Raw genomic sequence first — 23,259 nt, forward strand, 5'->3', positions numbered from 1 at the left:
CTCAGTTCGGCGCGATGTCGTCCCGGCCGGCCGGGTGTGGTTCGTCCGTGTCCAACGGGTCCTCCAGCTCCCCCATCACCGTCTCTAGGGCGTCTGTCGCGGTGAGGAGGCCGACCACCTCGCCGTCCGACAGGACCAACGCGAGCTCCTGACTCTCCGCCTGGAAGCGGTCGACGGCGTCACTGACGGACGTGTCTGCGGAGATCGTCATCGGCGGCGCCGCGAGCTCCTCGAACGTCGTCTCCCCGTTCTTCAGCGCGTCCGTCTGGTCGACGACGCTCGGGACGTACACCATCCCGACGAACTCGTCGACGCTCTCGCCAACGAGCGGGTACCGGACGTACGCCGTCTCGGCGATCCGCCGCAGGTTCTCCGTCGGGTCGGCGGCCGTCGAGAGGAACGTCACGTCCGGCTCCGAGACCATCACCTCCCGCACCTCCGTCGTGCCGGCCTCCAAGGCGTGTAACACCTCCTCGCGCCGTTCGCCCGACAGCTCACCCTCCTCCAGCAGTGACGACAGCCGGGTTCGGAGCTGGGCGCGGGACTCGATAGCGTCTTCTTCCGCCTCCAGCCAGGCGCCGGTCATCTCGACGCCGAACAGCCGGAGGGTCTGTTTGGCCACCCAGTCGCCCAGCTTGATCAACGGCGAGATCACGACGTAGAAGTAGTGGAGCGGCGCGGCGCCGTAGCGGCAGACGAACCGCGACCGCTCGACCCCGAGGTACGTCGGGGTCTGCTCCCCGTGGGTGAGGTGGACGAGGTTGATGATGAAGTACGCGATCAGGGCGCCGGCACCCAACGACGCCAGCGCGGTGCCGCCGAACAACGGCTCGAACAACGCCGCGAGCGCCGGCTCTGCGACGATGCCGACCGCGATACTGGAGGCCGTGATCCCGACCTGACAGGTCGTGAGGTACAGCTCCAGGTCCTGTGTCATCTCCCAGGCGCGTTCTAGACGGCTGTCACCGCCGAGGAACTCCGACTCCGTGAACTGTCTAGCGCGTGTGAGCGCGAACTCGATTGCGACGAAGAAGCCGTTCGCCAGGATCAGGAGCGTGCCGGCGGCCAGCCGGAGCCCGATCTCGAACGTGTTCATACCGGTGGGCGGCGCGTCACGGGCCAGCCGTTAGTGGTCTTCGGTCGAATTCACCGTCGGCAGTCCGTGGGTGCCGTCGTAACCGACTAACCCCGCGAACACGGAGCGACGAGCGTGACGCTCGACGACACACTCCCTCGGCGGGAGTTCTGCAAGGCGGCCGTCGCAACCGGCGGGGCGGCGGCGTTGTCGGCGTGTCTGGACCGGTTCGGCGACGAGACCGAGCCCATCCCGGCCGGCGACGGCCCCGGCGCACACCCCCAGGAGCAACACGCCTGGAACGACCACGTCCGGACCGACGACCACGGGAACACGTTGTTGCCGCGCCACCAGCTGTTGCTGTACTGCGAGCTCCCCGGCGACGGCCCGCCGACGGAGACGGCCCGCGAACGGGTCGGAGCCGCCTTCGACGCCCTCGACGACGCGTTCGCCTGGAGCAACGAGGGGTTGCTCCACTCCGTCGCCTACTCCCGGGCGTACTTCGAGCGATACGGCTCCGGGCCGGCGGGGGTCGACCTCCCGCGGCCGCGGCCGCTGGCGGACTTCGAGACCCCGACGTTCGACGAACACGACCTGCTCGTCCACCTCGCGTCCGACCGCTCGACGGCGTTGCTCGCGGCAGAGGAGGCACTCCGAGGGCGACGCGACCGAGCCAACGACGCCCCCGTGCCGGCACTGACCGACGCCGTCGAGATCGCCGACCGCCGGACGGGGTTCGTCGGTGCCGGAATGCCGCGCGAACGCGCAGACGGGCTGGAGGGCATCCCGGACGGCAACCCGGTTCCCGAGGCCGCGCCGTTGTTCACGGGGTTCGTGGCCGGCTTTCGCCAGAACCAGGCGACCGAGGCGTACGTCACGCTCGAGGACGGGGCGTTCGCGGGCGGGACGACGAAGGCCGTCTCGAACTGGCGGCAACGGCTCTCGGACTGGTACGACGAACAGACCCACGACGAACGAGTCACGGAGTTGTTCTCGCCACAACACGCCGAACGGGGACTCGTCGACGGAGTCGGCGAGAGCCTCGGCGACGACAGCGGGGTCGACGCGTTCCTCGACGACCTCGGCGAGGTCGCCCGGGAACACGGCCGGATCGGTCACGCTCAGAAGGCCGCCCGGGCCAACCGCGACGCCGACGGCGACGTCCGTCTCCTCCGGCGACACTTCGAGTCGACCGACGACGGAGTGGCGAGTCTCCACTTCCCGTCGCTCCAACGGGACCTGTCGGCGTTCGAGGCGGTCCGGCGCGCGATGAACGGCGACGACGTGATGGACGCCACGCCCGCGGTCAGACAACGCGTCAACAACGGCATCTTGGAGTACGTGTTCGTCCGTCACCGGGGGTACTTCCTCGTGCCGCCGCGGGCCAAGCGAGCGCTCCCGCGTCCGGCGGAGTGAGGCGAGTGTCTCGGGGGAGACGGAACCGGTGTCCGTCGAGCGGCGGTACGCGACTCCGACTGGAGTCACTCTCCTGAAACCGCCACAGGACGAACGACGTGTGTGACCGACGACACACTGGCCGTCTACTCGGACTTCGTCTGTCCGTTCTGTTACTTGGGCCGTGCCGCACTCCGGGAGTACCTCGCGGCCGCCGACGACCCGCCGACCGTCGAGTGGCGGTTGTTCGACCTCCGCGGGTACAAGCGCGACCCGGACGGTGGGTTCCGGGACGTGGACGACGGGAAAGACGAGGCGTACTTCGAGGAGGCACGCGAGAACGTCGCGCGACTCCGGGAGCAGTACGACGTCGAGATGCAGTCGTTCGACGACCTGCCGGAGGTGGACTCCTGGGACGCCCAACAGGCGGCGTTGTACGTCCGACAGACGTCCGACTCCTTCGACGAGTTCTACAACGCGACGATGGACGCCTACTGGCGCGACGGCCGCGACATCGCCGACCCGGACGTGCTCGCCGCCGTCGCCGAGGACGTCGGCGTGCCGAGCGGGGAGATCCGCGAGGCCGTCTCCGACGACCGACTCGGCACGGAGCTAGACGACCGGTTCGAGCGCGCACGACGCCGGGGGATCAGCGGGATCCCGACGTTCGTCTACGGCGACCACGCCGCTCGCGGGGCGGTGCCGCCGGCCCACCTCGAACGACTGGTCGAGGGGGCCTGATCCCGAGGCGGCTCACGCCCGCGTCCCGGCCGTGATCTCGAACCCCACGTCACGGAGTCGGCCGGCGAGTGGCGTCCCGATTCCCGACGCCGGGGTGAGCACCCCACCCGACAGCGGTGAGTCGGTGTCGTCTCGGAGGAGTGCCACCGCCGACTCCCCGAGCATCTGTGCGGTCGCGCCGTAGCCCGGACCGCGGTCGGCCGCGAACGTCCCCTCGACGACGAACTGCCCCTCCGGTGCGGTGCCGCGCCCGAGCAGTCCGATCCGGAACCGGCCCTCCTTGGCCTCCTCGGACGACGGCCCCTCTCCCCGGTCGGGGAAGACGTACTCGCGTACCGCCTCGCGGACGGGGTCGACCGACAACGCAGCCGTCACCAGCCCCATCCCCGCCGACAGTCCGGTCGCGGCGGCCGCCCCGCCGAGACCGTCACCGGTCGGGATCGACTCGGTACACCGGAACTCCCGACCCCACGGGTATTCCAGGAGAGCGTTGCTTCGCCGGACCACCCGTTCGTTCACGACCGCCATCGGCGACGGACCGGTCCACTCCCCGCGCAGCCCGTCTCGTCGTGGCCCGGTCTGTTCGCCCGGGTCGACGCCGTCGCGTTCCCCCGCTGGCGCCAGCGAGTAGGGGTTCGCCAGTGTCTGGCGCGCGATGGGGTCACTCGAGGCCTCGTCGAACAGCTCTGCGAAGCTCGCCAACGTCCCACCGCTGACGCCGCCGTCGCCCGCCTCCAGGTACACCCGAACTACGTCACACGGCGCCTCGAAGGTCTCGAGCGCGTGTTCCTGTACGACCGCCGTCCCCAGATCCGTCGGGACGGAGTCGAACCCACAGCTGTGGACGATCCGAGCGTCGTTCGCAGCCGCCTCGTCGTGGTAGCGGTCGACGATCTCGCGGACCCAGTTCACCTCGCCGGTGAGGTCACAGTAGTCGGTGCCGGCGGCGGCACACGCCGCGACCATCGGCGAGCCGTAGGTGGTGTACGGCCCGACGGTCGTACACACCACCTGCGTCTGTTCGGCGATCTCTCGGAGCCGCTCCGGCTCGGTCGCGTCACCGAGCACGAGCGGGAGGTCGTCCCACTCGCTGTCGGCGCCGGTGAACGCCTCGGCGACCGCCGCGAGCCGTTCCTCGCTCCGACCGCCCAACGCGAGCGCCAGGTCCTCCGGCGCGTACCGGTCCGTCAGGTGTTCGGCGACGAGCCGGCCGGCGACCCCAGTCGCGCCCCACACGAGTACGTCGTACTGTCGGTGTTGTGTCGACACGGGTTGTCGAGTACTCTTCGGCTCGGCGGCGGTTCAACTGTGTGGTCTCCGACGACCACCCCCCGTCTCGCGAGGACTACCGCGAGAACGACTCGTCGAACATCTGCGCGGAGGTGGGCGCGGGGTCGCCCTCGGTGAGGTTGTACGGGGCGAACGACTCCACGCCGGCCTCGCGCAACACGTCCTCGTCGTACAGCGCCTCTCCCGTGAACTCGGCGGGATCACGCGAGAGGATCCCCAAGACCGTGTCGGCGACGATCCGCGGGTGTCGCCAGTCGTCTTCCGTCCCGAGGCCGAAGTACCGCGTCGCTCGGGTGTCGATGGCGGTGACCGGCCAGAACGTGTTACACCCGACGTCGTCGGCCGCGAGTTCTTCGGCCAGCGACAGGGTGAGGAAGCTCATTCCCAGCTTGGACCACGCGTACGGCGCCTTTCCCGGAGCGCGGTCCGTCGTCACCGGTGGCGCGTTCGCCAACAGCCAGGCACCGTCCTGCTCGCGGAGGTGTGGGAGGAACGCGCGGGCGACGAGGTAGCTCCCCCGGGCGTTCACGTCGTTCAGGAGATCGAACCGTTTCGTCGGGAGGTCCGCGACGTTGGCCAACTGGATCGCGCTCGCGTTGTTGATCACGATGTCGACCTCACCGAACTCGTCGATTGCGGTCTCGACGGCGGCCTCCACCGCCGCCTCGTCGCGCACGTCCAGTTGGACGGCGAGGCTGTCGACCCCTCGTTCCCGGCAGGCGTCGGCGGTCTCGCCGATCGTCCCCTCCAGGTCGGAGTCGGAGTCGTCGACGGTCTTGCCGGTGGAGACGACGTTCGCCCCCGCCTCGGCGAGCGCGAGCGCGATCTCCTTGCCGATGCCACGGGTCGTGCCGGTGACGAACGCCGTCGAGCCGGAGAGGTCCGGCGTCTCCAGCGCGTCGAGTCTGGGTGTGTCCACACCCCCCGGTCGTGCCGGACCGACAAGAACCGCGGGGAAGACCACGGTCGCCAACGGGCGGCGGGTTGTCGGCAGAGAGACGAAGCTACTTGCCTGGGGCACCACAACTCGGACACATGAGCGACTCGCGCGACGGGGCCGAGGTGTTACGGAGCAAGCGGGAGGCCACCCGGTACCGGATCCTCGTCGAGATCGCCCAGCGCCAGCCGGCGGTGAGCCAACGGGAGATCGCCGACGAGGTCGGCGTCACCGCCCAGGCGGTGTCGGAGCACCTCGGTGACCTCGCGGAGGCGGGCTACGTCGACCGCCAGGCCCGCGGGCGCTACGAGGTGACCGTCGAGGGGGTCGACTGGCTCATCTCGCAGACGACGGCGCTGGAGGCGTACGTCGGCCACGTCTCCGAGGAGGTGCTCGGCGACGTGGAGGTGGACACCGCCGTCGCCGCCGACGACGTGACGGACGGGCAACGGGTCGCGCTGTCGATGCGCGACGGGGTACTGACGGCGACACCGTTGGACGACCAGTCGGCACCAGACGGAGGCACGGACGACGAGGAGACGGCCGAACGGTCCGGCGCGACGGCGCTTGCGGTGACGGACGCGGCCGCCGGGACGGACGTGGGCGTGACGGAGTTCGAGGGGGTCGTCGACTACGAACTCGGGACAGTGACGGTCGTGGAGGTGCCGTCGGTGGAGGCCGGCGGGAGCCGCGCGGTCGACGACGAGACGCTGCGGCGTCACGGGGTGGAGGCGGACCTCGTCGCCGCCGCGGGGACGGAGGCGCTGGCGGCGCTGCGCCGGGCGGAGATCACTCCGGACGTTCGGTTCGGCACCGCCGAGGCGGTGGAGGAGGCGGCGACGAAGGGGTTGGACGTGAGCTTGGTCGCCGTCTCCGACCAGGTGTCGGTACACACGGACCGGCTGCGTGACTCTGCGGTCGGCTACGAGGTGATCGAGGCGGAGCCGAGCTAACCGAACAACTGCTCGAACAACGCCGCTTGACCCCGGCGGAGCCGTTCGAGGAAGGCGGTCTTCCCGATGTCCAGCTCTGCGGCCACCTCGCTCGCGGTGACGGCCTTCGGCACCCCGAAGTACCCCATCTCGGTCGCGGTCTCGATGGCCGCTCGCTGTGCGGGCGTGACGTCGAACCGACCGGCGGCGCCCGCGTCGCCGCCCCCCAACGGGTACACTCGTTCCAAGCCGACGCCGACGCGGTCGCCGGCGGCAGACATCACGCCCTGGAGCACCTCGCGGCCGACGACGGCGCCGGCGAACCGCGCCCCGTCCGGGCGGTAGGTGAGTGTCTCGGGCATGAACCCCACGTCGACGAGGTCGTGGACCACACACGGGGACAAGGAGAGACAGCGGTACGCGGCGCGGTCACCGGTAGCGGTGCGGTCGTCGGCGGCCGCGCGGTGGAGGTACCGCACCCGGTCGTCCCCGTCCAGTGTCGCCGCCACCCCCTCGCCGGCCGGGGCGGAACACCGGACGAGCGCGTTGCCGTCGCGGCGCAACGACGGCGGGTCGGCCGTGACCGTCGTCTCACAGTCGGCCGCGGCCGCCGACAACGGGCAGTCGTCGCCCGTCACCGCCACCTCGACGACGAGACACTCGTCGATCACACGGCAACATCTGCGCGGATCTCACTTCAACCCCGGCCATAGACGGGGAAATTCCTACGGTACGGCAGTCCGTGTCGCTGTACATGGACATCGAGACGGTGGAGGAACGTGCCGGGCCGCGGGCGTTCGGCCCGGACGACGACCTCCCGGAGGAGTACCGCCGCGCCGCGACGCGGATGATCCAGTTTCACGCCAACAGCGAGGTGATGGGCGGCTACCTCGACAAGCAGTTCACGCGGCACGCGCCGTCGCTGGACCGGAAGCTGGCGTGTACGGCGAAGGTGCAAGACGAGATCGGTCACGCCCAACTGCTGTACCGCGCCGCGGAGACGCTGGGCGTGAAGACCCGCGAGGAGATGCTGACGGAGCTGGCCGAAGGGGAGGGGAAGTTCCTCAACTGCTTCCACTACCCCGTCGACTCCTGGTACGAGGCACCGATGATCGACTTCTTCGTCGACGGCGGGGCGATGCGTCGGCAGGCCACGCTCAAGCGTACCTCCTGGACGCCGTACGCTCACGCGATGGACAAGGTGTGTTTCGAGGAGGGGTTCCACGTCAAACACGGGGAGTCGATCCTGAGGGAGCTGATGACCTCGTCGAAGGCGACCCAGGATCGCGTTCAGGACACCTTCGAGGAGTGGTGGCCCCGGATTCTCCAGTTCTTCGGGCCGACGAACGACGAGTCGCACCACGACGAGTTCGCCCAACGGGTCGGGCTGAAGACCGTCTCGAACGACGAACTCCGGAACTCGTTCCTCGACATGTACCTCCCGAAGGCCCGGAAGTACGGGCTGGAGATCCCCGAGTACCCCCGGATCTTCGAGCGCGACGACGGGACGATGGCCGTCCGCGAGGACGACCTGGAGTGGGACGAGTTCTGGACCATCGCCAAGAACGACTACGAGGGGAGCCACGAGCAGATCGGCAGCCGGCGGCGACGCCAGGAGGCCGTCGAGTGGGTCCGGAGCTCGTTGGACGGCGTCGAGGCGGCCGGCGACACGACGCCACAGGCGGCCGACTGACCGACACGAGAGAGACCAGCGGCACCACGGAGACCACACATGATCTGGGAAGTGTTCAGACAGGAGGAACCGGGTGACTACCACCAGCACGTCGGCAACGTCCACGCGCCCGACCGAGAGATGGCGAAGCAGTTCGCGGCCGTCCAGCACGCCCGCCGGATGGAGACGAACTCGCTGTGGGTCGTCCCCCAGTCGGAGGTCGGCGAGGTGGACGGCGAGGACACGGCGTTCGGCGGGACGACGGACAAGTCCTACCGGTGGGCGATGACGTACAACGACGTCGACGCCTCCTTCGCCGAGGAGGTGGCCGACAGCGAGGCGGCCCAGCGGGAGGCCGCAGAGAAGCGCGGCGACGAAGACGACGGCCGCGAGGGGGCAGAGTCGTGACGGGCGCCGGGCTGGACCGCGACGACCTCACCGACGAGCAACGGGCTGCGTTAGAGGAACTGCTGTTCCGGCTCGCGGACGACGAGTACGTCCACGCCGAGCGGGCGACGGAGTGGCAGATCTACGCCCCCACCCTGGAGTCGGACCTGGCGCTGGCGAACGTCGCGCAAGACGAGTTCGGTCACGCCAGACTCTGGTTCGACCTCCTGGGAGAGCTCGGTTACTCGGAGGCGGAGTACCTCTGGGAGCGGCCCGTCGACGACTGGACTCACAGCACGCTCGTCGAACGACCGTTCCCCGACGGGGGCTGGGGCAACGCCGTCGTCCGGGGGTACCTCTACGACGTCGCCGAGCGCATCCGGTTGGAGGCGTTGCTGGACACGAGCTACGCCCCGTTGGCCGACCGCGTCGGCAAGGCGTTAGACGAGGAGACGTACCACCGCGAGCACGCCGAAAACTGGCTCGAACGCCTGGCCGACGACCCGGAGGGGGCCACCCGACTCCAGACGGCCGTCGACGACCTGTTCACCCACGCGCTGTCGTTGTTCGCGGCCGGCGACCACGAGGCGACGATTCGGGAGGCGGGGTTCCGGACGGCGTCGCTGGCGGAGATGCGCGAAGAGTGGCTCGACACCGTGATCCCGCGGCTGGAGGGGCTCGGACTGGACGTGCCCGACCCCGAGGAGACGGCGTCACCCGAGGCACGCGGCCGTGACGGCAGCCACACCGACGCCTGGAGGGAGCTCCACGAAGAGTTCACCGCGACGTACCACGAGATCCAGCCCGAGGAGCCCGCGACGCTGTCCAGCGAGGGGGTGTAGCCGTGCCGACGAACGCGCCGCTGGACTCGGACGCCTGCGCGTACACGGAGTACGAGGACGGAGAGTCGCCGGCGGACTACCCGAAGACCGGCGCGGACGCGACCGGCGCGACCGCGGCGGTGTGGGACGCGCTCCGCGAGGTGGAGGACCCGGAGATGCCCGTCAGCGTGGTCGACCTGGGACTGATCTACGGTGTCGACGTGGACGAGACCGCCGGCACCTGCGAGGTGGAGATGACACTCACCTACTCCGGGTGTCCCGCCCGCGGCATCCTGACGAACGACGTGCGGTGTGCCGCGGAGACGGTCGCCGCGGTCGCGGACGCGGAGGTGCGGCTCCAGTACAGCCCGGAGTGGAACGTGAACATGGTGACCCCCGAGGGGCGCGACGCCCTGCGGGAGTTCGGACTGAGCGTGTAGATGAGCGAGACACCCACCCCATCGGCACCGACGGACGACGACGACCCGAGCACGACCACCAGCGGCGAGACGAGTGGCGTGGAGTGCCCCTACTGCGGGTCGACGGAGACGGAGCGCGACCACCCGCAGGGGCCGTCCTCGTGCCGGTCGATGCACTTCTGTCGGGACTGTGGGCAGCCGTTCGAGCGGTTCGGGTGAGCCCGGCGGACGGTCGTCGACCGCCGCGACACCCGTTTCGACGGCTCAGAACAGTTCGTCGAGCGTCCGGTCGCCGTCTGCGCCCCCGTTCAGGGCGCTCGGGTCTGCGGGGGCGGCGTCGGCGTAGAACGTCTCCTCGCGGAGATCTGCGAGCGTCGTGTCGTCGCCGGGCACGTCCGCCGCGTCTCGCTCGTCCCCGTCGAACGCTTCTTCGACCGCGGACGGTAGTACGGGGCGTGGACACTCCTCGTGTCGTTTGACCGTCTCGGTCTTGTGCGTGGCGTCGTGGACCGCGCGGAGCACCGGCAGCCCACGGAGGTAATTGTACTCCGCCAGCAACGAGACGCCGAAGACGGTGAGCCCCCAGAAGTCCGCGGGAACGTCACGAGCGTCCTCGTTCGACTCGTGGTGATACTGTGTCAGGATCTCGTGGTCCGCGAGGTCCGCGAGCTGGTCGCTGACGGCGGATCGACTCCGCGGGACGTAGTACGCGATCTCGGTCGTGGACGCAAGGTGAGACGGGTGTCCCAACAGGACTTGGAGGACGTTGTGTCGAGTCTCCTGCGAGAGGTACCGCTGGACCGTCCGCTCGGTCTCGTACGGCACGCTGTCGTCGACACCGAAGACGGCCGCGACCGAGGGAACGTCGGAGTCGGTGGTCGGTTCGGTCGCCTCTCTGGAACGACTCATTTTCACGAGACGGTACGGACGGCTGTCGTGTAAACGTTCTTCAGCTGAACGGCTCTGCTGCCGTCAGATCACCGCGGAGTCAGGGGCGGCGAGATCAAGAGCCGGTGGGAACAGTTGTTGCCGGCAAATGCCATCCCGCCAGTCGATATGCGTCTGTCACGACTGCGGGTAGCCGCTTGAACGGTTCAGGTAGGAGGGTACCCGTTCGAACTGCGGTTAGGGCGGACAACGCAGCTTTTGTATAATGTGACTAAGATTGGCGTGTGAGCGACAGCGACGATGAGACACCGACGACGAAAGGCGTCGCGTTCGACAGCTCCATCTCCGGGGCCGACCGAGAGGAGTGGGTGCGGAAGGCAAACGAGCGACTGAAACGGAAGCGTGAGACGGAGTGGGACGGCTCGGAGCCCGAGCCGGAGGCGTAGATGACGACGTACGTCGCAGACGCCGTCGGAATGCGCCGCTTGGTCGGAGAAGGGGTCAGACGGCTCCGATCATCTCTCCGACTCGCTCGGCGATTCGGTCGACCGCGGTGTCCGCGAGACGCCCTTTCGGTCGAATTACGTCTTCGTGTTTCAGTGTGAAGATGTACCACGGAGAGGCGTAGCTCTCGCCGCCAGGGTCCCCGAGTGCCCACGCTTCCGCAGAGAGTTCGACCGCTGGCGGGCGGTTCGTCCGTGTGAGTGCGACGACGCCGTACTCCTCGCCGTAGAACGGGTGATTCGAGTCGGTGAGTACGACGTACGGGCGCTCCTGTGGCCCGGATTTGAACGGCGCCGGGTGCCAGACGACATCCCGCCGTATGAACAGGTCGTCGCTCATCGATGATCCCGGGGGTCAACGTCACTGTTGTGCCAGCCATCGAACTCGTCGTCGGCGTGCCGCTCCTCAAACGCCCGCATCGTGTGGAGGGTTCCCTCGACGGCCGCGAGCCGGTCGTCGTCTGCGGCGGACCAGTACGGCGACTCGTGTTCCACCAGTCCGCGGTCGGCGAGACGGGACAGTGTCGGGTTGACGCTCCCGTCGGGGATCTCCACCTCGTCGCGGATCTCGCTCGGCTTGAACCCCAGCGTCGGGTTCTGTGCGAGGAACTGGAGGATGCGGAAGGCGTTCGACTCTGGGTCTATCGGGAGATCGTCGTCCGGACGATTCGCTCGGTACTCGTCGAACTCCACTGGCATATCCGAGTGTACGGATTGTATCTATTTGTAGCTACTGCCCGTCGGGCGACGATCACCGTGTCGCCCGCCGTCCGAGGACGAACACGAGCAGTGCCATCAGGAGCGCTCCGAGGAACGACTCAATGGTGGCGAGGAGTTGTCCGTAACCGACGGGCTGGAGGTCGCCGTAGCCGACTGTGGTGAACGTGACCGTTGAGAGGTAGAGCCCCTTCCCGAGGAGGTTCAGGAGGTCGGTGTTCTGGAGGGCGTAGGTGAGGACCTGGCCGTTGTTCGTCGTGTCACGGATTCCGAAGAGAGGGAAGGCGGCTGCTCCGGCCAGGACCGTCAAGATTGAGAACACGACGACGCGCCCCGGAGACTCGCCGTGTTTCGTGAGCAGGCCGAACAGTCGGTTTCTGACCCACGAGCGAACGTTTTGCTGTCTCCAATAGTACATTCGACGATGCTTTTTCCGTTGGATAGTAGCCTCAGTTACCTGCTCTGGGAGCGCGCTGTCTCGGGATATTTGTTCAATCTGCCGAAATGTCCACGTTGCTTTCTTACTATCGTCATCCTGGTCCGTGTAGTGGTCTCCAAACTGTGTGTTGTCGTCCAGACGAATATCCGAGAGAATTGCACCGTAGAGTTCAGCTTCAGTAAGGTTAGCGCCGAAGAGGTTGGCCTTCGAGAGGTCAGCGCGTTCGAGCGTAGCTGCATTGAAGTTGGCCCCCCTGGCTTGTGCATTTCGAAGATTTGAATCAGTAAAGTCGGCGTCTGAAAATTCAGCATCCCTAAGATGGGCACCTGACAAGTTAGCACTGGGAAGATCTGTGTCCAGAAAGTCGGCATTGAGTAGATCTGCTTCTGAGAGATCAGCCGCGAGAAGATCTGAACCCGAGAGGTCTGCATCTTCGAAATCAACTCCCGAAAGGTCGGCAAACCTCATCTGCACATCAGTAAGTGATTTTTCACCAAGATCGGCCCCAGACAGATTTGCACCGTCAAGGACGACCGGCTTGTCTTGATTGACCTCCGGAAAGTCTTTTCTAGGTTTTCCCGACACATCCGCATGCCAGATGCACCGGTCACCACCCGCAACAGTCTCACGACAGCACACAGCGGAGTGATAGGTCTCAGTAGCATTCGGAAGCGAATCTGGGAGAGGAGTGTACTCGGGCATAGCACTTGACGCCAGCATCTCGAAGCCACACCGCGTATCTGGTACTGCGCTCATTGAACAACTGACAAGGCTGATAGCAGAAAAAACTAGGAGCTACATCCACCCGACCACGTAAGACAACAGTTAACCTCGCCACCCCACACCGACACTGGCGTGCACGAGATCACCCAGTCGGGGTTCGTCGAGGTGATAACGGGGTCGATGTTCTCCGGGAAGACGGAGGAGCTGCTGCGACGGCTGCGGCGCGCGCGGATCGCGGGCCAGGAGATCGCCGTGTTCACGCCGGCGTTGGACGACCGCTACGGCACGACGAAGATCGGGTCACACGCCGGGCGGGAGTGGGAGGCGACCGTGATCGACCCGGAGGGGGACGGTCCCTGGGACCTGACGGAACAGTTGAACGGGGAGGAGGTGGTCGCGGTCGACGAGGCGAACTTCTTCGACGACACGCTCGTCGACGTGGTGGAGTCGCTGGCCGCGGACGACCGGCGCGTGATCGCCTGTGGTACGGACCAGACGTTCAGAGGCGAGCCGTTCCACCCGTTGCCGGAGCTGATCGCGCTGGCGGAGTACGTCGACAAGCTCCAGGCGATCTGTGCGGAGTGTGGCGAGCCGGCGACCCGGAACCAACGGCTCGTCGACGGGGAGCCGGCCCACGCCGACGATCCGACGATCGTCGTCGGCGCCGACGAACGCTACGAGGCCCGGTGTCGCAACTGTCACGAACTCCAGGGGGAGTGAGCGGGCCTGGCGGGCGCGACCGCAGACCAGTCGGGGCGGTGGCGCTCCCGACCGCGTGACCGCGTGACGAGACCGCGACGGATCGGAAGGGTAAAGAGTCTCACCACCCCACGGGAAACTGCGCCGGGGTGGCTTAGCTGGACATAGCGCCGCACTCATAGGGTTCCGAGATTCGGTGCGGTTCCCACTCCGCTCCCAGAGGCCCGCCGAGCCTCGTACCTGGGACATGCGGAGATCGCGGGTTCGAAGCCCGCCCCCGGCACTTCTCACAGTGGACGATACGTAGAGGTGCGTTCTGGACCAGTTGTCTGCTTAGTTATTTGTACGAGGGGGGAGCAGACCACGGTGTGACAGACGGCGACGAGACGGACGAGGGTGAGGTGAGTGTAGCGAGCGAGGGACTCGACGAACAGCTACGCGAACAGTTGGAGTGGCTGATTGACGTACCGCTGTTCGTCGACGAACACCGAATCGGGCGGCTGTACGACATCGTCGTCGGGTCGATCTTCCGTCCGTACAGGAGAGAACCAGAGGCAGGGGGCGAGACGGAAGAGGAGCGAGAGTTCGCGTCTGGCGGTGGCAGTTTCGAAGGAAACACAGATTTGAGCCTTGAGACTTCGGAACTCGTGGAGATGATAGCCGGTGGGTTGCCGATTTCGGGAGGCCTCAGCCTCACAGGGATGCTCGACGGGAGCTTCGAACGGGAGTCGTTCGACAGGTCGAGCAGGCAGTTCCAACTCGTCCAGGGACCACAGCGACAGTTGGCACAGATTGTCCTACGGTACCTTGGTGTAGTTGCCGACTCCGACAGTGACGGAGACGGCGGTGAGAGGATCCAGATAGCCGACAGTGGAGAGTTCGGCGGTGAGCCGATCGTCTGTGAGGGGTTCGGCGAGGTGTCAGATCACCTCGGCGGCAACTGCACGCCGACGCCTCCACGAGATCTCCTCGTGCTCGAACTTCCGGGCGTTCGAGACTCCGGAGCGACAACCGCAGGAGGCTCGCAGGAGAGTGATCTGGCGACGACACTGGTCCCGACCGCAGCAGAGTTCGCCGACGGTGCCGTGGTGTCACTGTACAGGGACCTGCGAAGCGGGCGTGAACTCCCACCTCGGTATCCACAGCGGGATCTGACGTGGTCGCAACTCGGGGAGTACTACAACAGCGAGGAAGACACCTACGACCCTGGTGCGCGCGTGGGAGACGACGTGTTGGAGGCACGGGAGTACTACTGGGACTGGTTCGAGGACAGCTTCGATCCGAAGACGGTGGTCCGTACGATCGAGGAGGCAGCCGGCGAACACGGACGAATCGAGTGGATAGACTTCAGGCTGCCGTACACTGACGAAGGGAACACGCTCCACCTCCACATCCAGGGACGCGGAGCGTACAACACCGGAACCTTCGCATACAACCTCGTGAAACGCGGGTATGAGCACGGAATCCGACTGGTGGGGACCGCGAAGTCCGGACCAGACTTGGACGTGCTGGCGATCTACGAGCGGTGAGTCAGTACGCAGTCGTCCGACACCGGTGCGGCTCCGTCTCGACACCGTCGCGCGCCTGGAACAGGGCGTAGTCCAGTTCCGGGCCGGTCACGGGACGGTCACGAGATCGAGACAGTTGGACAGCGAGTTCGTCGGCCGCGAGCAGCGTCGCGGCCCTGAGTTCCACCTCGGGACGCGAGCCCGGTTCGAGTGGCCGACCAGCGTCGACCTCCTCCGCGAGCGCCGAGTCGTACTCGAGGATGCCCAACGACCGGAGCACGTTCGGGAGGTTGTAGTCGGCGAACACGCTGAACGATGTCGGGCTCTCGATGGAGAACCAGCCGTCCCCGAATCGGCCAAAGAGCATTCCGGCCAGCAACTGTCCCCGCTTGTCGAACCGAACGGTCATGTGGTCGTCGGTCGTCTCCACGCGCCACTCGTCACGGAACGACGGGAACCGCTCGACTAACTCGTCGACGAAGCCGAACCCGTCGTCGTACAGAGCCACCGACTCCGTCTCAAACAGGTCGTGGAATCGCTCGCCCTCTGCAGCGACCAGTCGTTCGCCGAGTCCGGTGAGAATCTCGTAGCGTTCGGTCGCAAGGGGGAGCTGTGTCCCGTCGACCGGCGTGAACAGGTCGTCGAAGTCATCACGGGAGAGATCGGCAAGGAACTGTTCAGAGGTGATTGGAATCCCGGTGTCGTGTGCACGCTTCAGGCACGCCCACATACCGAACGCGCCACGCCACTCGTGACCGTCGTACTCTGCAGTGAACTTGCGGCCGGTTTCGAACTCTCTGAAGGCGAAGTTGATCGCGTTCCCGACGAACATGAAGTCGAACACGTCCGCAGGGGTGACCCCCGGCTGGCGCTCGTCCGGGAACACCGGCGCACGCCACGCCGGCAGTTCGAACTCCCGGTCGGCCCACTCTGCAGCAGTCGTCTCTACCGCCTCGGTGTTGACCCTGACTCGCCGGAGGTCGTCTGCGAGACGACCGACCGACTCGCGCACCGGCGTCGGCGGCAGTTGACGGCTTAGTACCATCTCTCGTTACTCTGGGCCGCCTCCCGGCTTCAACTTTCGGGAGTCTTCACCCGCCAACCCCCCACCCCATGTGAAACGTCCACAAGACACATACTCCTCAGCCACGCGGTGACACCTGGGGTGAGAGGGATGGACGAAGGAACGAGGCGCGCAGACGAGTCGAGCGAGAGAAAACGAGGTGGGCCGGCGTGTTGAACGACGCGACGGAGTCGGACCTCCTGGCGGCAGCGGTGGTCGTCGTCTGGGCGGTGGTCTGTCTGGCGGCGATCGGGATCAGGTTCGGGCTGTGAGCGGGGAGTACGGAGGGTTGAAACCCCCGGCCGGTCACGATTTTGCCGTGAGAGACGAGGGTATCAGCCGTCGGCTCCGCGAGGGAGCGCCGGCGGGCGTGTGGCTGTCGATGCCGTCGCCGACCGTCGCGGAGGTGGTCGCCGGCACGGGGACGGACTTCGTCGTCGTCGACACGGAACACACCGCCGCGAGCGTCGAGACGGTCGAGAACGCCGTTCGGGCGGTCGAGGCCGCCCCGGGCGACGCGGTCGCGCTCGTCAGGGCGGCCTGGAACGACCCGGTCCGGATCAAACGGCTGCTCGACACCGGTGCCGCGGGGGTGATCGCCCCACAGGTCGAGACCGCCGCCGAGACGGAGTCGTTCGTGGACGCGACTCGGTACCCCCCGGCGGGCGACCGCGGGCTCGCCGCCGGTCGGGCGTCCGACTACGGCGCGTCGTTGGACGACTACTACGACACCGCCGCCGACCGACTGGCGACGGTCGTCCAGGTGGAGTCCCCACGGGCCGTCGACAACGTCGCCGAGATCTCCGCCGTCGACGGGCTGGACGCCGTGTTCGTCGGGCCGGCGGACCTGTCGGCGTCGCTGGGCGTGTTCGGCGAGTACGACGCAGAGTCGTTCCGTTCGGCCGTCGACACCGTGCTCGCGGACAGCACGGTGCCGGTCGGTACACTGGCGACGGCGCCGGACCAGGTGGACGACTGGGCCGCCCGGGGGTTCGACTTCCAGGCCGTCGCGGCGGACACGACCGCGCTCCAGCGCGGGGTGTCGGCGTCGCTGGCACGGTACGCGGACACGGAGACGGGGACGGAGAACACCGAGGGGGGCTCGGGACGGAGCTGACGGGGGGTGCGTTACACTGCCCGGCCGTCGTTGCTCGTGCCGACGCGGTAGGTGCCGTACGTCAGGAGCGCGGCCGCCGGCACGAGCGCGGCCTGCCACAGCGGGCTGGCGTCCGCCTGGATTCCGGGGAGGAACATGAGAATCCCGATCAGCATCAGTGCGCCGCCGAGCGCGATGTCGCGGTTCATACGACTGCGTAGGCTCTCGGCGAGCAAAGAGGGTTTCTCTCCACGCCGGTCACGACTCCGTCGTGGCGGCCTCCAGGTCCGGCGCCCGCTCGCCCGCCGGGACCGTCGTCGACAGCCAGTTCTCCTCGGGCGGGAGCGGGCAGGCGAAGGCGTCGTCGAACGCACAGAACGGCGTGTACGCGAGGTTGAAGTCGACGACCACCTCGTCGCCGTCCGTCAGTTCACTCTCGGGGTGGAAGTCGAGGTAGCGGCCGCCGCGGTAGGTCGCTTGACCGGTCGTCTTGTCCCGGAACGGGACGAAGATTCCGTCGCCGCCGCCGGTCGGGCGGTAGCCACAGACCGACTCCGCGACGGTGTCGTCGCCGCCGGCCGTCGGCAGTTCGAACTCGAAGGTCACGACGGGGACGAGCCGCTGTGGATCGCCGTTCTCGACGGTGGCCTCCACCGGCTCCGCGTCGTCGTCGATCCGGACAGTCGCTTCGACGCGGTACGCCGGTGCGGGCTCGAAGTACTCCAGCCCGTCGAACTCCTCGCGGACGGCCGGCGACAACGGGGACCGCCGGTCCGTCGACAGGAACTCGTCTTTCTCCGCCCGACTCTCTCGGAGCCGTTCGCGCCAGTCGGCCTCGTCGAACTCCGTCACGGTCGGGGTTGGCCGGCGACGGGCTTCAGTGTCGCGGCTCGTGGTCCGCCACGCCTAACCCCGCTCGTGGCCGACGGTGACGTATGCGTGTCACGTTCCTCGGCACTGGGTCGGCGATGCCACACCCGGAGCGGGTTCAGACAGGGGTGCTCGTGGAGGCCGCGGCCGGCGACGCGAGCCCGTTGCTCGTGGACTGCGGCGCCGGCGTCCTCCACCGCCTCTCGCAGACGGACCCCGGCTACGAGGCCGTCTCGACGGTGTTGCTCACACACCACCACTTGGACCACGTCGCAGACCTCCTGCCGTTGCTCAAGGCGCGGTGGCTGGCCGGCGAGGAACACCTCCGGGTCGTCGGTCCCGCGGGGACGAAGGAGCTCGTCGACGACGCTCTCGCCGTCCACGACTACCTCGACGGCCGGATCGACCTCTCCGTCCGCGAGGTGGGCGCCGACGAACGAGTGGAGCTCGCGGGGGTGACTGTCGACACCTACCGAACCCGTCACTCCGTGGACTGTCTGGCCTACCGGTTCGAGCCGCGCGAGGGTGACGCCACGGACGCTGTGGGCGACGCCGACGCGGGCGAGGAGAACGGCGAACGCGACGCGGACGCTCGACGAGAGCCCGGCGCGTTCGTCTTCTCGGGCGACTCCGAGGCGTTCCCGGGGCTGGCGTCGTTCGCCGACGGCGCGCGGGTGTTGGCCCACGACTGTTCGTTCCCGGACGGGGTGGACGTGGACGGTCACCCGACGCCGACGCAGTTGGGCGCGGCGCTGGCGGAGGCCGACGCCGACGTGGAGCGCGTCTACCTCACCCACCAGTACCCCCACACGGACGGCGAGGAGGAGTCGATGGTCGCGGCCGTCGAGTCGCAGTTCGACGGCGACGTGCGGGTCGCCCGCGACGGGCTCCGGTTCCGGGTCTGAGACGGCTCCCGGACCGCGCCGTCCGTGGAGACGGCTCGGGGCTCGGCCCCCGGATACGGGTCGTTCTTGTGGCTCCGGGACGCACCTCTGGCCGTGACACGCTTCGACGCGACGACGGAGGCCGACCGCCGCGAACTGCTCGCGGCCGCCGTGACGGCACACCGCGAGCGGGGGAGCCGGTTTCTCACCGCCGAGGCGGCGACGGTCGCCGAGCCGGCCGGTGACGGCGGTGACGGGGACGGCGGCGCGGACGCCGACGGCGAGGGTGACGCCGCCGACGGCGAAGGCGACGGCGGCACAGACGCGACCGAAGAGAGCGGTGACGACGAGACCGAGGACGGCGACGAGCCGGTCGAACGAGTCCCGCCGTGGATCCAGTTCGGCGAGGGAGAGTTCAACCTCGACTGCACGGACGAGGAGCTGTCGGTGTTGCGGACCGTCGTCGACGACTACGCGGAGTTCCGCGTCGACCAGCTGGAGTCGCCCGAGACGGCGGCGGCGACGAACGTCCGGATCACAGCTCACACGAGCGAGGATCGGCTGGCTGCGTTCACAGAACGAGTGTTCCGAGAGGTGTACGGCCAGCCGGCGGAGTTCCGGCTGTGGGTGACGACGGTGTAGTCGAGCCGGGACGACTCACTCGAACCGGGCCTCGTCGATCCGTTCGCGGACGGCCTCGGCGTCCGCCAGCCCGACGAGTGTCCCGCTGTGCTCGCCGCCACGCACGGCCAGCCGTTGGAGCCGGAGCGCCGAGACGCCGTCCAGCACCGCCGCCCCGGTCTCTACTTCCGTGACGTCCGCCAGGTCGACGCGCCACTGTGGCGTCTCCAGGAGTCGGTCGTACGCGACCAGACAGTCGTCGTACAGCCGGTACTCCAGGTGACCGTACAGGAGGTCCGCCTCGGTCGCGACCGAGGCGGCGCCGACGACGGCGACGCCGGCGAGGATTCCCGCGGCGGCGACGACCCCGGCGGTGCCGTCGAGTACGAGCCACACGAACACGGCGATCGCTCCGACGAGCAGCCCGGCGCGAGTGAGGAGGACACGCCCCGGTCCCGTCAGCGCCCTGGCGGCGACGACGCTCCGCCGGTCGACGCGCCACGTCGCCGTCGGCGCACCCCGGCCGGCCGGGACCGGGTCACGGTCGCCGATCCGTGCCTCGGGCTGCATCCGCGCCGGGAGGAGTCGTCGGCCCAGCCCGACCGTGTCGGCCACGCCGACGAGCGTCCGTCCGCAGACGACGACGGCCACGGGAACTCCGGCGTCGACCGGGCCGCCGTCACCGAACACCACGACGACGACCAGAAACAGGAAGGCCGCCGGCGCGAGGAACTGTCGGAGCCGGACGACTGCCGCCGGCGACAGGTCGGCGTACGGCCGTCGTCGCAGGTTCACCAGCAGCGCCACGAGTTCGCCGAGCGTCACGCCGACAGCACCGAGGAGAACGACGGCCGCGTGTCTTCGGATTACGTCCGCCCCGACGAACGCGATCACGCCAGCGCCCGCCAGGAGCCAGACGAGCGATACGAACAGACCGGCGGTGGCCACAGTCGGGAGGGCGTGTGGATGGATCGGCGGGAGGAGGCCGGGTGTCTGTATGCCGCCGCGTTTCTCCCGCAGCCTCCGGAACGGCGGGTCGAGGGTGCTCCCGAGTTCGCTGTTCGGGCGAGCAGCGAGCGTCGCCTCAAACAGCAGCCGAGCGGCGCCCGTCCCGACTTCGAGCCAGTAGAACGACAACACCAGGTCTAGCCGCCAGCCGAACCCGACGACTCCCGCGACCGGGACGAGGACCGTGATCGCCGAGCGGGCGAGGCGAGCGGGTCGCCCGTGTCGCTCGCTGCCGTCGTCACCCGTGTCGACACCGGCCGATGTCATAGGCAGTCACTCGGAGAGGTCGGTACGGGTCCGGGTCGTCACTCCCCGCCGACTGCGGGATCCGTCAGATCCGCCTCCATGACGAAGTCCGGCTCGTCGGAGACGGGACACCGCACGGCCGCGAGGTCACTCACCGTCCGGACGGTCTCCGGGACGAACACCCGGACGGCGTCGGCGCCGAACTCGCCGGCGTCGCGGGCGACGCTGTCAACGACCGACGCCGCCGCAGTCGGCGAGTCCCAGGCGCCGACGGCGTACGTCGCCAGTCGGCGGACGCCCTCGTCCGTCTCTCGCTCGCTGGTCTGTGCCCGCGCGGCGAACCCGCGGGTGCCACCGTCCTGTACGACGAACAGGCCGTCCTCGTCGGCCGCTCGCCGGAGGTCCGACCGCCGGAGTTCGGAGACGGCCCACGACTCTCCGGCGTCCAGAGCGAGCCCCGAGAGCGTCCTCCGGGCGTCGCTGTCCGTCCAGTACGACCACGCCGCGTCGGGGTCGGCGACGACGGACAGTTCGGGCTCCGCGTCGGCGTCCGGCTCCGGGGTGGCGTAGCGGAACTCCGTCGCCGGGGCGAAGCCGACGGACCGCGACTGCCCCAGTCCGGCGACGTTCCAGGAGAACACCATGTTCCGGCAGACGACGGCGCCCTGCTCGCGGGCCCACCGGAACGCCGCCCGAGAGAGCCGCTGCGAGACGCCGTGACCGCGGTAGTCGGGGTCGACGCGCATCCCCTGAGCCCACGCCTCCGTCTCCGACAGCAGGACACACTGGAGCACGCCCGCGGGGTCGCCGTCGACGACGGCCACGAGCGTGTGTTGTTCGGGACCGTCCGTCTCGACCCACTCCGGGAACGTCTCCGGGAGGTAGTCGCTCGCCTCCTCGCGGTCGCTCCAGGTGTCGCGGGTGAACGCGACCACGCTGTCCACGTCCGACTCGCGGGCCTGGCGGACGGTGGTCGCCTCGTCGGTCACCGCCACGGCTGGCTCTCCTCCGTCAGTTCGCCCGCGAGGTCAGTTCGCATCGTCGCTTCGGGGTCGTCGCGGTTGGCGAGCGCCCACATCAGCTTCACCTTCGCGGTGCCGGGCAGGGTGTCGCCCGCCTCCACGACGCCGGCGTCCAGGAGGTCTCGACCGGTGTCGTACACGCGGTCACAGACCCGCCCCTCCAGACACTGGCTCGTCATCACGACGGTCGTCCCGTCGTCGACGAACTCCGCCAGCCGCGGGATCAGGTCCGTGTGGACGTGCCCGAGACCGGTTCCTTCGACGACGACGCCGTCCTTGTCCGAGAGGTAGTCCATGGCGGCGGGATCCATCCCAGGGGTGAACTTCAGCAGTTCCACGTCCGTCTCCATGTCGGCGGCGACGGGGATCTCGTCGGGACGGTCGTCGGGGCGGGTGCGGTAGTCGGCGTCCTCGCGCAGTCGGACGGTCACCTCGTCGGGGTCGTAGTCGACACGCCCCAACGGGTCGCCGCCGACAGTCTCGAAGGCGTCACGGCGAGAGGTGTGGTTCTTCCGGACGCGGGTGCCGCGGTGGATCGCGCAGCCGTCGTCCGTCTCGTCGGCGTGCATGCAGACCACCACCTCCGCGAGGTCGGACTTGGCCGTCTCGACGGCGCCGACGGCGTTGACGACGTTGTCGGAGGAGGGGCGGTCCGCGGAGCGCTGGCTCCCCGTGAACACGACCGGCACCGGGGTGTCGAGCGCGAACGACAGCGCGGCCGCGGAGTACTGCATCGTGTCCGTCCCGTGCATCACGACGACGCCGTCGGCACCACGTTCGATCTCTTCGGCGACCGCGTCGGCCAACTCCCGCCAGATCGACGGCTCCATGTTCTCCGAGAGGATGTTGGCGACGACCCGCCCGGTGTAGTTGGCCCGACCGGCCAGGTCCGGCACCGCCCGCAACACGTCCTCGGCGTCGAACCGCGCCGTCACCGCCCCCGTGCGGTAGTCGACCGTGGAGGCGATGGTGCCGCCGGTGGAGATCAGCGCGATCCGTTGGCGGTCCTCGTCGAACTCGATCTCCGAGCGCGCCCCCGGCTCCGTCTCCGTCTCTCCCACGTCGTACACGTCCGCCTCGACGAGCTCTACCGTCGACTCTGCACGCGAGAGCCCGACGTTGTACCCCCCGTCGAGCTTGACGACGAGTCGCTCGGCGTCCGACGACGGCATCAACACGCCCTCGTCCGTCACGCCCGCCCGCTGGACGCGGACGCGGTCACCCGGATCTGGTTCCATACGACCCGGTTCGCCGGGGGCAGACTTCAAGGTCACCTTCCAGGCCAGTCCGGCACGGGGGGTGT

The 23,259-nt window shown here is 68.3% G+C and carries 28 protein-coding genes and 1 tRNA gene; 15 read left to right on the plus strand and 14 right to left on the minus strand.

Annotation, left to right across the window (positions count from 1 at the left end; all coding sequences use genetic code 11):
• Position 1: 1 nt before the first annotated feature.
• Entirely contained in the window at positions 2-1,096 is a 1,095-nt protein-coding gene (locus tag RYH79_RS09580) for a CNNM domain-containing protein (RefSeq protein WP_370898520.1), read from the minus strand.
• A 114-nt stretch (positions 1,097-1,210) separates the two neighbouring features.
• Here RYH79_RS09580 and RYH79_RS09585 point away from each other — a divergent pair, with 114 nt between their 5' ends.
• A complete protein-coding gene (locus RYH79_RS09585) occupies positions 1,211-2,491 on the plus strand; it encodes a DUF7405 family protein (protein WP_370898522.1) in 1,281 nt (426 codons plus the stop codon).
• A 102-nt stretch (positions 2,492-2,593) separates the two neighbouring features.
• A complete protein-coding gene (locus RYH79_RS09590; protein ID WP_370898524.1) occupies positions 2,594-3,211 on the plus strand; it encodes a DsbA family oxidoreductase in 618 nt (205 codons plus the stop codon).
• A gap of 12 nt (positions 3,212-3,223) precedes the next feature.
• On the opposite strand, the gene RYH79_RS09595 is transcribed toward RYH79_RS09590, so the two are convergent.
• Both RYH79_RS09595 and RYH79_RS09600 read right to left on the minus strand, forming a co-directional pair.
• Positions 3,224-4,480, minus strand: a complete 1,257-nt coding sequence (locus tag RYH79_RS09595; RefSeq protein ID WP_370898526.1) for a saccharopine dehydrogenase family protein — start codon at positions 4,478-4,480, stop codon at positions 3,224-3,226.
• A 76-nt stretch (positions 4,481-4,556) separates the two neighbouring features.
• Positions 4,557-5,420, minus strand: a complete 864-nt coding sequence (locus RYH79_RS09600; protein ID WP_370898528.1) for an SDR family oxidoreductase — start codon at positions 5,418-5,420, stop codon at positions 4,557-4,559.
• A gap of 116 nt (positions 5,421-5,536) precedes the next feature.
• Between RYH79_RS09600 and RYH79_RS09605 the strand changes: the two genes are divergently transcribed.
• The gene (locus RYH79_RS09605) at positions 5,537-6,391 is read left to right on the plus strand and encodes a DUF7839 domain-containing protein (RefSeq protein WP_370898530.1); all 855 of its coding nucleotides are present in this window, start codon (positions 5,537-5,539) and stop codon (positions 6,389-6,391) included.
• Here RYH79_RS09605 and RYH79_RS09610 read toward each other — a convergent pair.
• The gene (locus tag RYH79_RS09610) at positions 6,388-7,041 is read right to left on the minus strand and encodes a helix-turn-helix domain-containing protein (RefSeq protein ID WP_370898532.1); all 654 of its coding nucleotides are present in this window, start codon (positions 7,039-7,041) and stop codon (positions 6,388-6,390) included. The genes RYH79_RS09605 and RYH79_RS09610 overlap by 4 nt on opposite strands.
• Before the next feature lie 83 nt (positions 7,042-7,124).
• Between RYH79_RS09610 and RYH79_RS09615 the strand changes: the two genes are divergently transcribed.
• The 5 genes from RYH79_RS09615 to paaE are packed head-to-tail and all read left to right on the plus strand — an operon-like array spanning position 7,125 to position 9,888.
• Positions 7,125-8,063, plus strand: a complete 939-nt coding sequence (locus tag RYH79_RS09615) for a Phenylacetic acid catabolic protein (RefSeq protein ID WP_370898534.1) — start codon at positions 7,125-7,127, stop codon at positions 8,061-8,063.
• Positions 8,064-8,102: 39 nt separating this feature from the next.
• Positions 8,103-8,450 (plus strand): 1,2-phenylacetyl-CoA epoxidase subunit PaaB, encoded by a 348-nt coding sequence (paaB, locus tag RYH79_RS09620; RefSeq protein ID WP_370898536.1) that lies wholly within the window; start codon positions 8,103-8,105, stop codon positions 8,448-8,450.
• On the plus strand, positions 8,447-9,271 hold the full coding sequence (gene paaC / locus RYH79_RS09625; RefSeq protein WP_370898538.1) for a 1,2-phenylacetyl-CoA epoxidase subunit PaaC: 825 nt from the start codon (positions 8,447-8,449) through the stop codon (positions 9,269-9,271). Before paaB ends, paaC begins: the two co-directional genes overlap by 4 nt.
• Before the next feature lie 2 nt (positions 9,272-9,273).
• Positions 9,274-9,690 (plus strand): 1,2-phenylacetyl-CoA epoxidase subunit PaaD, encoded by a 417-nt coding sequence (gene paaD, locus RYH79_RS09630; RefSeq protein ID WP_370898540.1) that lies wholly within the window; start codon positions 9,274-9,276, stop codon positions 9,688-9,690.
• Positions 9,691-9,888, plus strand: coding sequence for a 1,2-phenylacetyl-CoA epoxidase subunit PaaE (gene paaE / locus RYH79_RS09635; RefSeq protein ID WP_370898542.1), 198 nt, complete (start codon positions 9,691-9,693; stop codon positions 9,886-9,888).
• Between the two features lie 45 nt (positions 9,889-9,933).
• On the opposite strand, the gene RYH79_RS09640 is transcribed toward paaE, so the two are convergent.
• Positions 9,934-10,578 carry a hypothetical protein gene (locus RYH79_RS09640; protein WP_370898544.1) on the minus strand — a complete coding sequence of 215 codons (645 nt, stop codon included), beginning with the start codon at positions 10,576-10,578 and terminating at the stop codon, positions 9,934-9,936.
• A gap of 263 nt (positions 10,579-10,841) precedes the next feature.
• On the opposite strand from RYH79_RS09640, the gene RYH79_RS09645 reads away from it, so the two are divergent.
• Positions 10,842-11,003, plus strand: a complete 162-nt coding sequence (locus RYH79_RS09645; protein WP_370898546.1) for a hypothetical protein — start codon at positions 10,842-10,844, stop codon at positions 11,001-11,003.
• 55 nt (positions 11,004-11,058) lie between these two features.
• Here the strand turns inward: RYH79_RS09645 and RYH79_RS09650 are convergent, their stop codons facing one another.
• Genes RYH79_RS09650 through RYH79_RS09660 form a run of 3 tightly spaced genes read right to left on the minus strand, consistent with a single transcriptional unit; the run spans position 11,059 to position 12,972 of the window.
• A complete protein-coding gene (locus RYH79_RS09650; RefSeq protein WP_370898548.1) occupies positions 11,059-11,400 on the minus strand; it encodes a type II toxin-antitoxin system PemK/MazF family toxin in 342 nt (113 codons plus the stop codon).
• On the minus strand, positions 11,397-11,759 hold the full coding sequence (locus RYH79_RS09655; protein WP_370898550.1) for a MarR family transcriptional regulator: 363 nt from the start codon (positions 11,757-11,759) through the stop codon (positions 11,397-11,399). The genes RYH79_RS09650 and RYH79_RS09655 overlap by 4 nt, the downstream gene beginning before the upstream one ends.
• 52 nt (positions 11,760-11,811) lie before the next feature.
• Entirely contained in the window at positions 11,812-12,972 is a 1,161-nt protein-coding gene (locus RYH79_RS09660; protein WP_370898552.1) for a pentapeptide repeat-containing protein, read from the minus strand.
• Positions 12,973-13,071: 99 nt separating this feature from the next.
• On the opposite strand from RYH79_RS09660, the gene RYH79_RS09665 reads away from it, so the two are divergent.
• The 3 genes from RYH79_RS09665 to RYH79_RS09675 all read left to right on the plus strand — a co-directional run bounded on the left by RYH79_RS09665 (position 13,072) and on the right by RYH79_RS09675 (position 15,167).
• Positions 13,072-13,659 carry a thymidine kinase gene (locus tag RYH79_RS09665; protein WP_370898554.1) on the plus strand — a complete coding sequence of 196 codons (588 nt, stop codon included), beginning with the start codon at positions 13,072-13,074 and terminating at the stop codon, positions 13,657-13,659.
• Between the two features lie 122 nt (positions 13,660-13,781).
• Positions 13,782-13,921: transfer RNA gene (locus RYH79_RS09670), tRNA-Met, on the plus strand.
• 85 nt (positions 13,922-14,006) lie between these two features.
• The gene (locus tag RYH79_RS09675) at positions 14,007-15,167 is read left to right on the plus strand and encodes a hypothetical protein (protein WP_370898556.1); all 1,161 of its coding nucleotides are present in this window, start codon (positions 14,007-14,009) and stop codon (positions 15,165-15,167) included.
• A gap of 1 nt (position 15,168) precedes the next feature.
• On the opposite strand, the gene RYH79_RS09680 is transcribed toward RYH79_RS09675, so the two are convergent.
• The gene (locus tag RYH79_RS09680) at positions 15,169-16,191 is read right to left on the minus strand and encodes a queuosine salvage family protein (protein ID WP_370898558.1); all 1,023 of its coding nucleotides are present in this window, start codon (positions 16,189-16,191) and stop codon (positions 15,169-15,171) included.
• Positions 16,192-16,528: 337 nt separating this feature from the next.
• On the opposite strand from RYH79_RS09680, the gene RYH79_RS09685 reads away from it, so the two are divergent.
• Positions 16,529-17,326 (plus strand): HpcH/HpaI aldolase family protein, encoded by a 798-nt coding sequence (locus RYH79_RS09685; RefSeq protein ID WP_370898560.1) that lies wholly within the window; start codon positions 16,529-16,531, stop codon positions 17,324-17,326.
• 11 nt (positions 17,327-17,337) lie between these two features.
• On the opposite strand, the gene RYH79_RS09690 is transcribed toward RYH79_RS09685, so the two are convergent.
• Both RYH79_RS09690 and RYH79_RS09695 read right to left on the minus strand, forming a co-directional pair.
• Positions 17,338-17,514: a DUF8178 family membrane protein gene (locus tag RYH79_RS09690; protein ID WP_370898562.1), complete on the minus strand. Its 177-nt coding sequence runs from the start codon at positions 17,512-17,514 to the stop codon at positions 17,338-17,340.
• A gap of 49 nt (positions 17,515-17,563) precedes the next feature.
• Positions 17,564-18,157, minus strand: coding sequence for a DUF1684 domain-containing protein (locus RYH79_RS09695; RefSeq protein ID WP_370898564.1), 594 nt, complete (start codon positions 18,155-18,157; stop codon positions 17,564-17,566).
• Between the two features lie 83 nt (positions 18,158-18,240).
• On the opposite strand from RYH79_RS09695, the gene RYH79_RS09700 reads away from it, so the two are divergent.
• Together RYH79_RS09700 and RYH79_RS09705 are read left to right on the plus strand one after the other, a co-directional pair.
• On the plus strand, positions 18,241-19,080 hold the full coding sequence (locus tag RYH79_RS09700; RefSeq protein ID WP_370898566.1) for an MBL fold metallo-hydrolase: 840 nt from the start codon (positions 18,241-18,243) through the stop codon (positions 19,078-19,080).
• Positions 19,081-19,173: 93 nt separating this feature from the next.
• Positions 19,174-19,701 (plus strand): DUF7975 family protein, encoded by a 528-nt coding sequence (locus RYH79_RS09705; RefSeq protein WP_370898568.1) that lies wholly within the window; start codon positions 19,174-19,176, stop codon positions 19,699-19,701.
• 15 nt (positions 19,702-19,716) lie between these two features.
• Here the strand turns inward: RYH79_RS09705 and RYH79_RS09710 are convergent, their stop codons facing one another.
• Genes RYH79_RS09710 through gatD form a run of 3 tightly spaced genes read right to left on the minus strand, consistent with a single transcriptional unit; the run spans position 19,717 to position 23,194 of the window.
• Positions 19,717-20,955, minus strand: a complete 1,239-nt coding sequence (locus RYH79_RS09710; protein WP_370898570.1) for a hypothetical protein — start codon at positions 20,953-20,955, stop codon at positions 19,717-19,719.
• A 38-nt stretch (positions 20,956-20,993) separates the two neighbouring features.
• Complete coding sequence (locus RYH79_RS09715; RefSeq protein ID WP_370898572.1) at positions 20,994-21,929, minus strand: GNAT family N-acetyltransferase; 936 nt, start codon at positions 21,927-21,929, stop codon at positions 20,994-20,996.
• The gene (gene gatD, locus RYH79_RS09720; RefSeq protein ID WP_370898574.1) at positions 21,920-23,194 is read right to left on the minus strand and encodes a Glu-tRNA(Gln) amidotransferase subunit GatD; all 1,275 of its coding nucleotides are present in this window, start codon (positions 23,192-23,194) and stop codon (positions 21,920-21,922) included. The genes RYH79_RS09715 and gatD overlap by 10 nt, the downstream gene beginning before the upstream one ends.
• Positions 23,195-23,259: the final 65 nt, after the last annotated feature.

The sequence above is a fragment of the Halobaculum sp. MBLA0143 genome, from assembly GCF_041361465.1.
Taxonomy (GTDB): domain Archaea; phylum Halobacteriota; class Halobacteria; order Halobacteriales; family Haloferacaceae; genus JAHENP01.

Coding starts and splice junctions, on each gene's coding strand:
- gatD (WP_370898574.1), bottom strand. CDS start 23,194: ATGGAACCAGATCCGGGTGACCGCGTCCGCGTCCAGCGGGCGGGCGTG.
- RYH79_RS09700 (WP_370898566.1), top strand. CDS start 18,241: ATGCGTGTCACGTTCCTCGGCACTGGGTCGGCGATGCCACACCCGGAG.
- RYH79_RS09660 (WP_370898552.1), bottom strand. CDS start 12,972: ATGAGCGCAGTACCAGATACGCGGTGTGGCTTCGAGATGCTGGCGTCA.
- RYH79_RS09690 (WP_370898562.1), bottom strand. CDS start 17,514: ATGAACCGCGACATCGCGCTCGGCGGCGCACTGATGCTGATCGGGATT.
- RYH79_RS09605 (WP_370898530.1), top strand. CDS start 5,537: ATGAGCGACTCGCGCGACGGGGCCGAGGTGTTACGGAGCAAGCGGGAG.
- paaB (WP_370898536.1), top strand. CDS start 8,103: ATGATCTGGGAAGTGTTCAGACAGGAGGAACCGGGTGACTACCACCAG.
- paaE (WP_370898542.1), top strand. CDS start 9,691: ATGAGCGAGACACCCACCCCATCGGCACCGACGGACGACGACGACCCG.
- RYH79_RS09640 (WP_370898544.1), bottom strand. CDS start 10,578: ATGAGTCGTTCCAGAGAGGCGACCGAACCGACCACCGACTCCGACGTT.
- RYH79_RS09580 (WP_370898520.1), bottom strand. CDS start 1,096: ATGAACACGTTCGAGATCGGGCTCCGGCTGGCCGCCGGCACGCTCCTG.
- RYH79_RS09655 (WP_370898550.1), bottom strand. CDS start 11,759: ATGCCAGTGGAGTTCGACGAGTACCGAGCGAATCGTCCGGACGACGAT.
- RYH79_RS09615 (WP_370898534.1), top strand. CDS start 7,125: ATGGACATCGAGACGGTGGAGGAACGTGCCGGGCCGCGGGCGTTCGGC.
- RYH79_RS09710 (WP_370898570.1), bottom strand. CDS start 20,955: ATGACATCGGCCGGTGTCGACACGGGTGACGACGGCAGCGAGCGACAC.
- RYH79_RS09680 (WP_370898558.1), bottom strand. CDS start 16,191: ATGGTACTAAGCCGTCAACTGCCGCCGACGCCGGTGCGCGAGTCGGTC.
- RYH79_RS09650 (WP_370898548.1), bottom strand. CDS start 11,400: ATGAGCGACGACCTGTTCATACGGCGGGATGTCGTCTGGCACCCGGCG.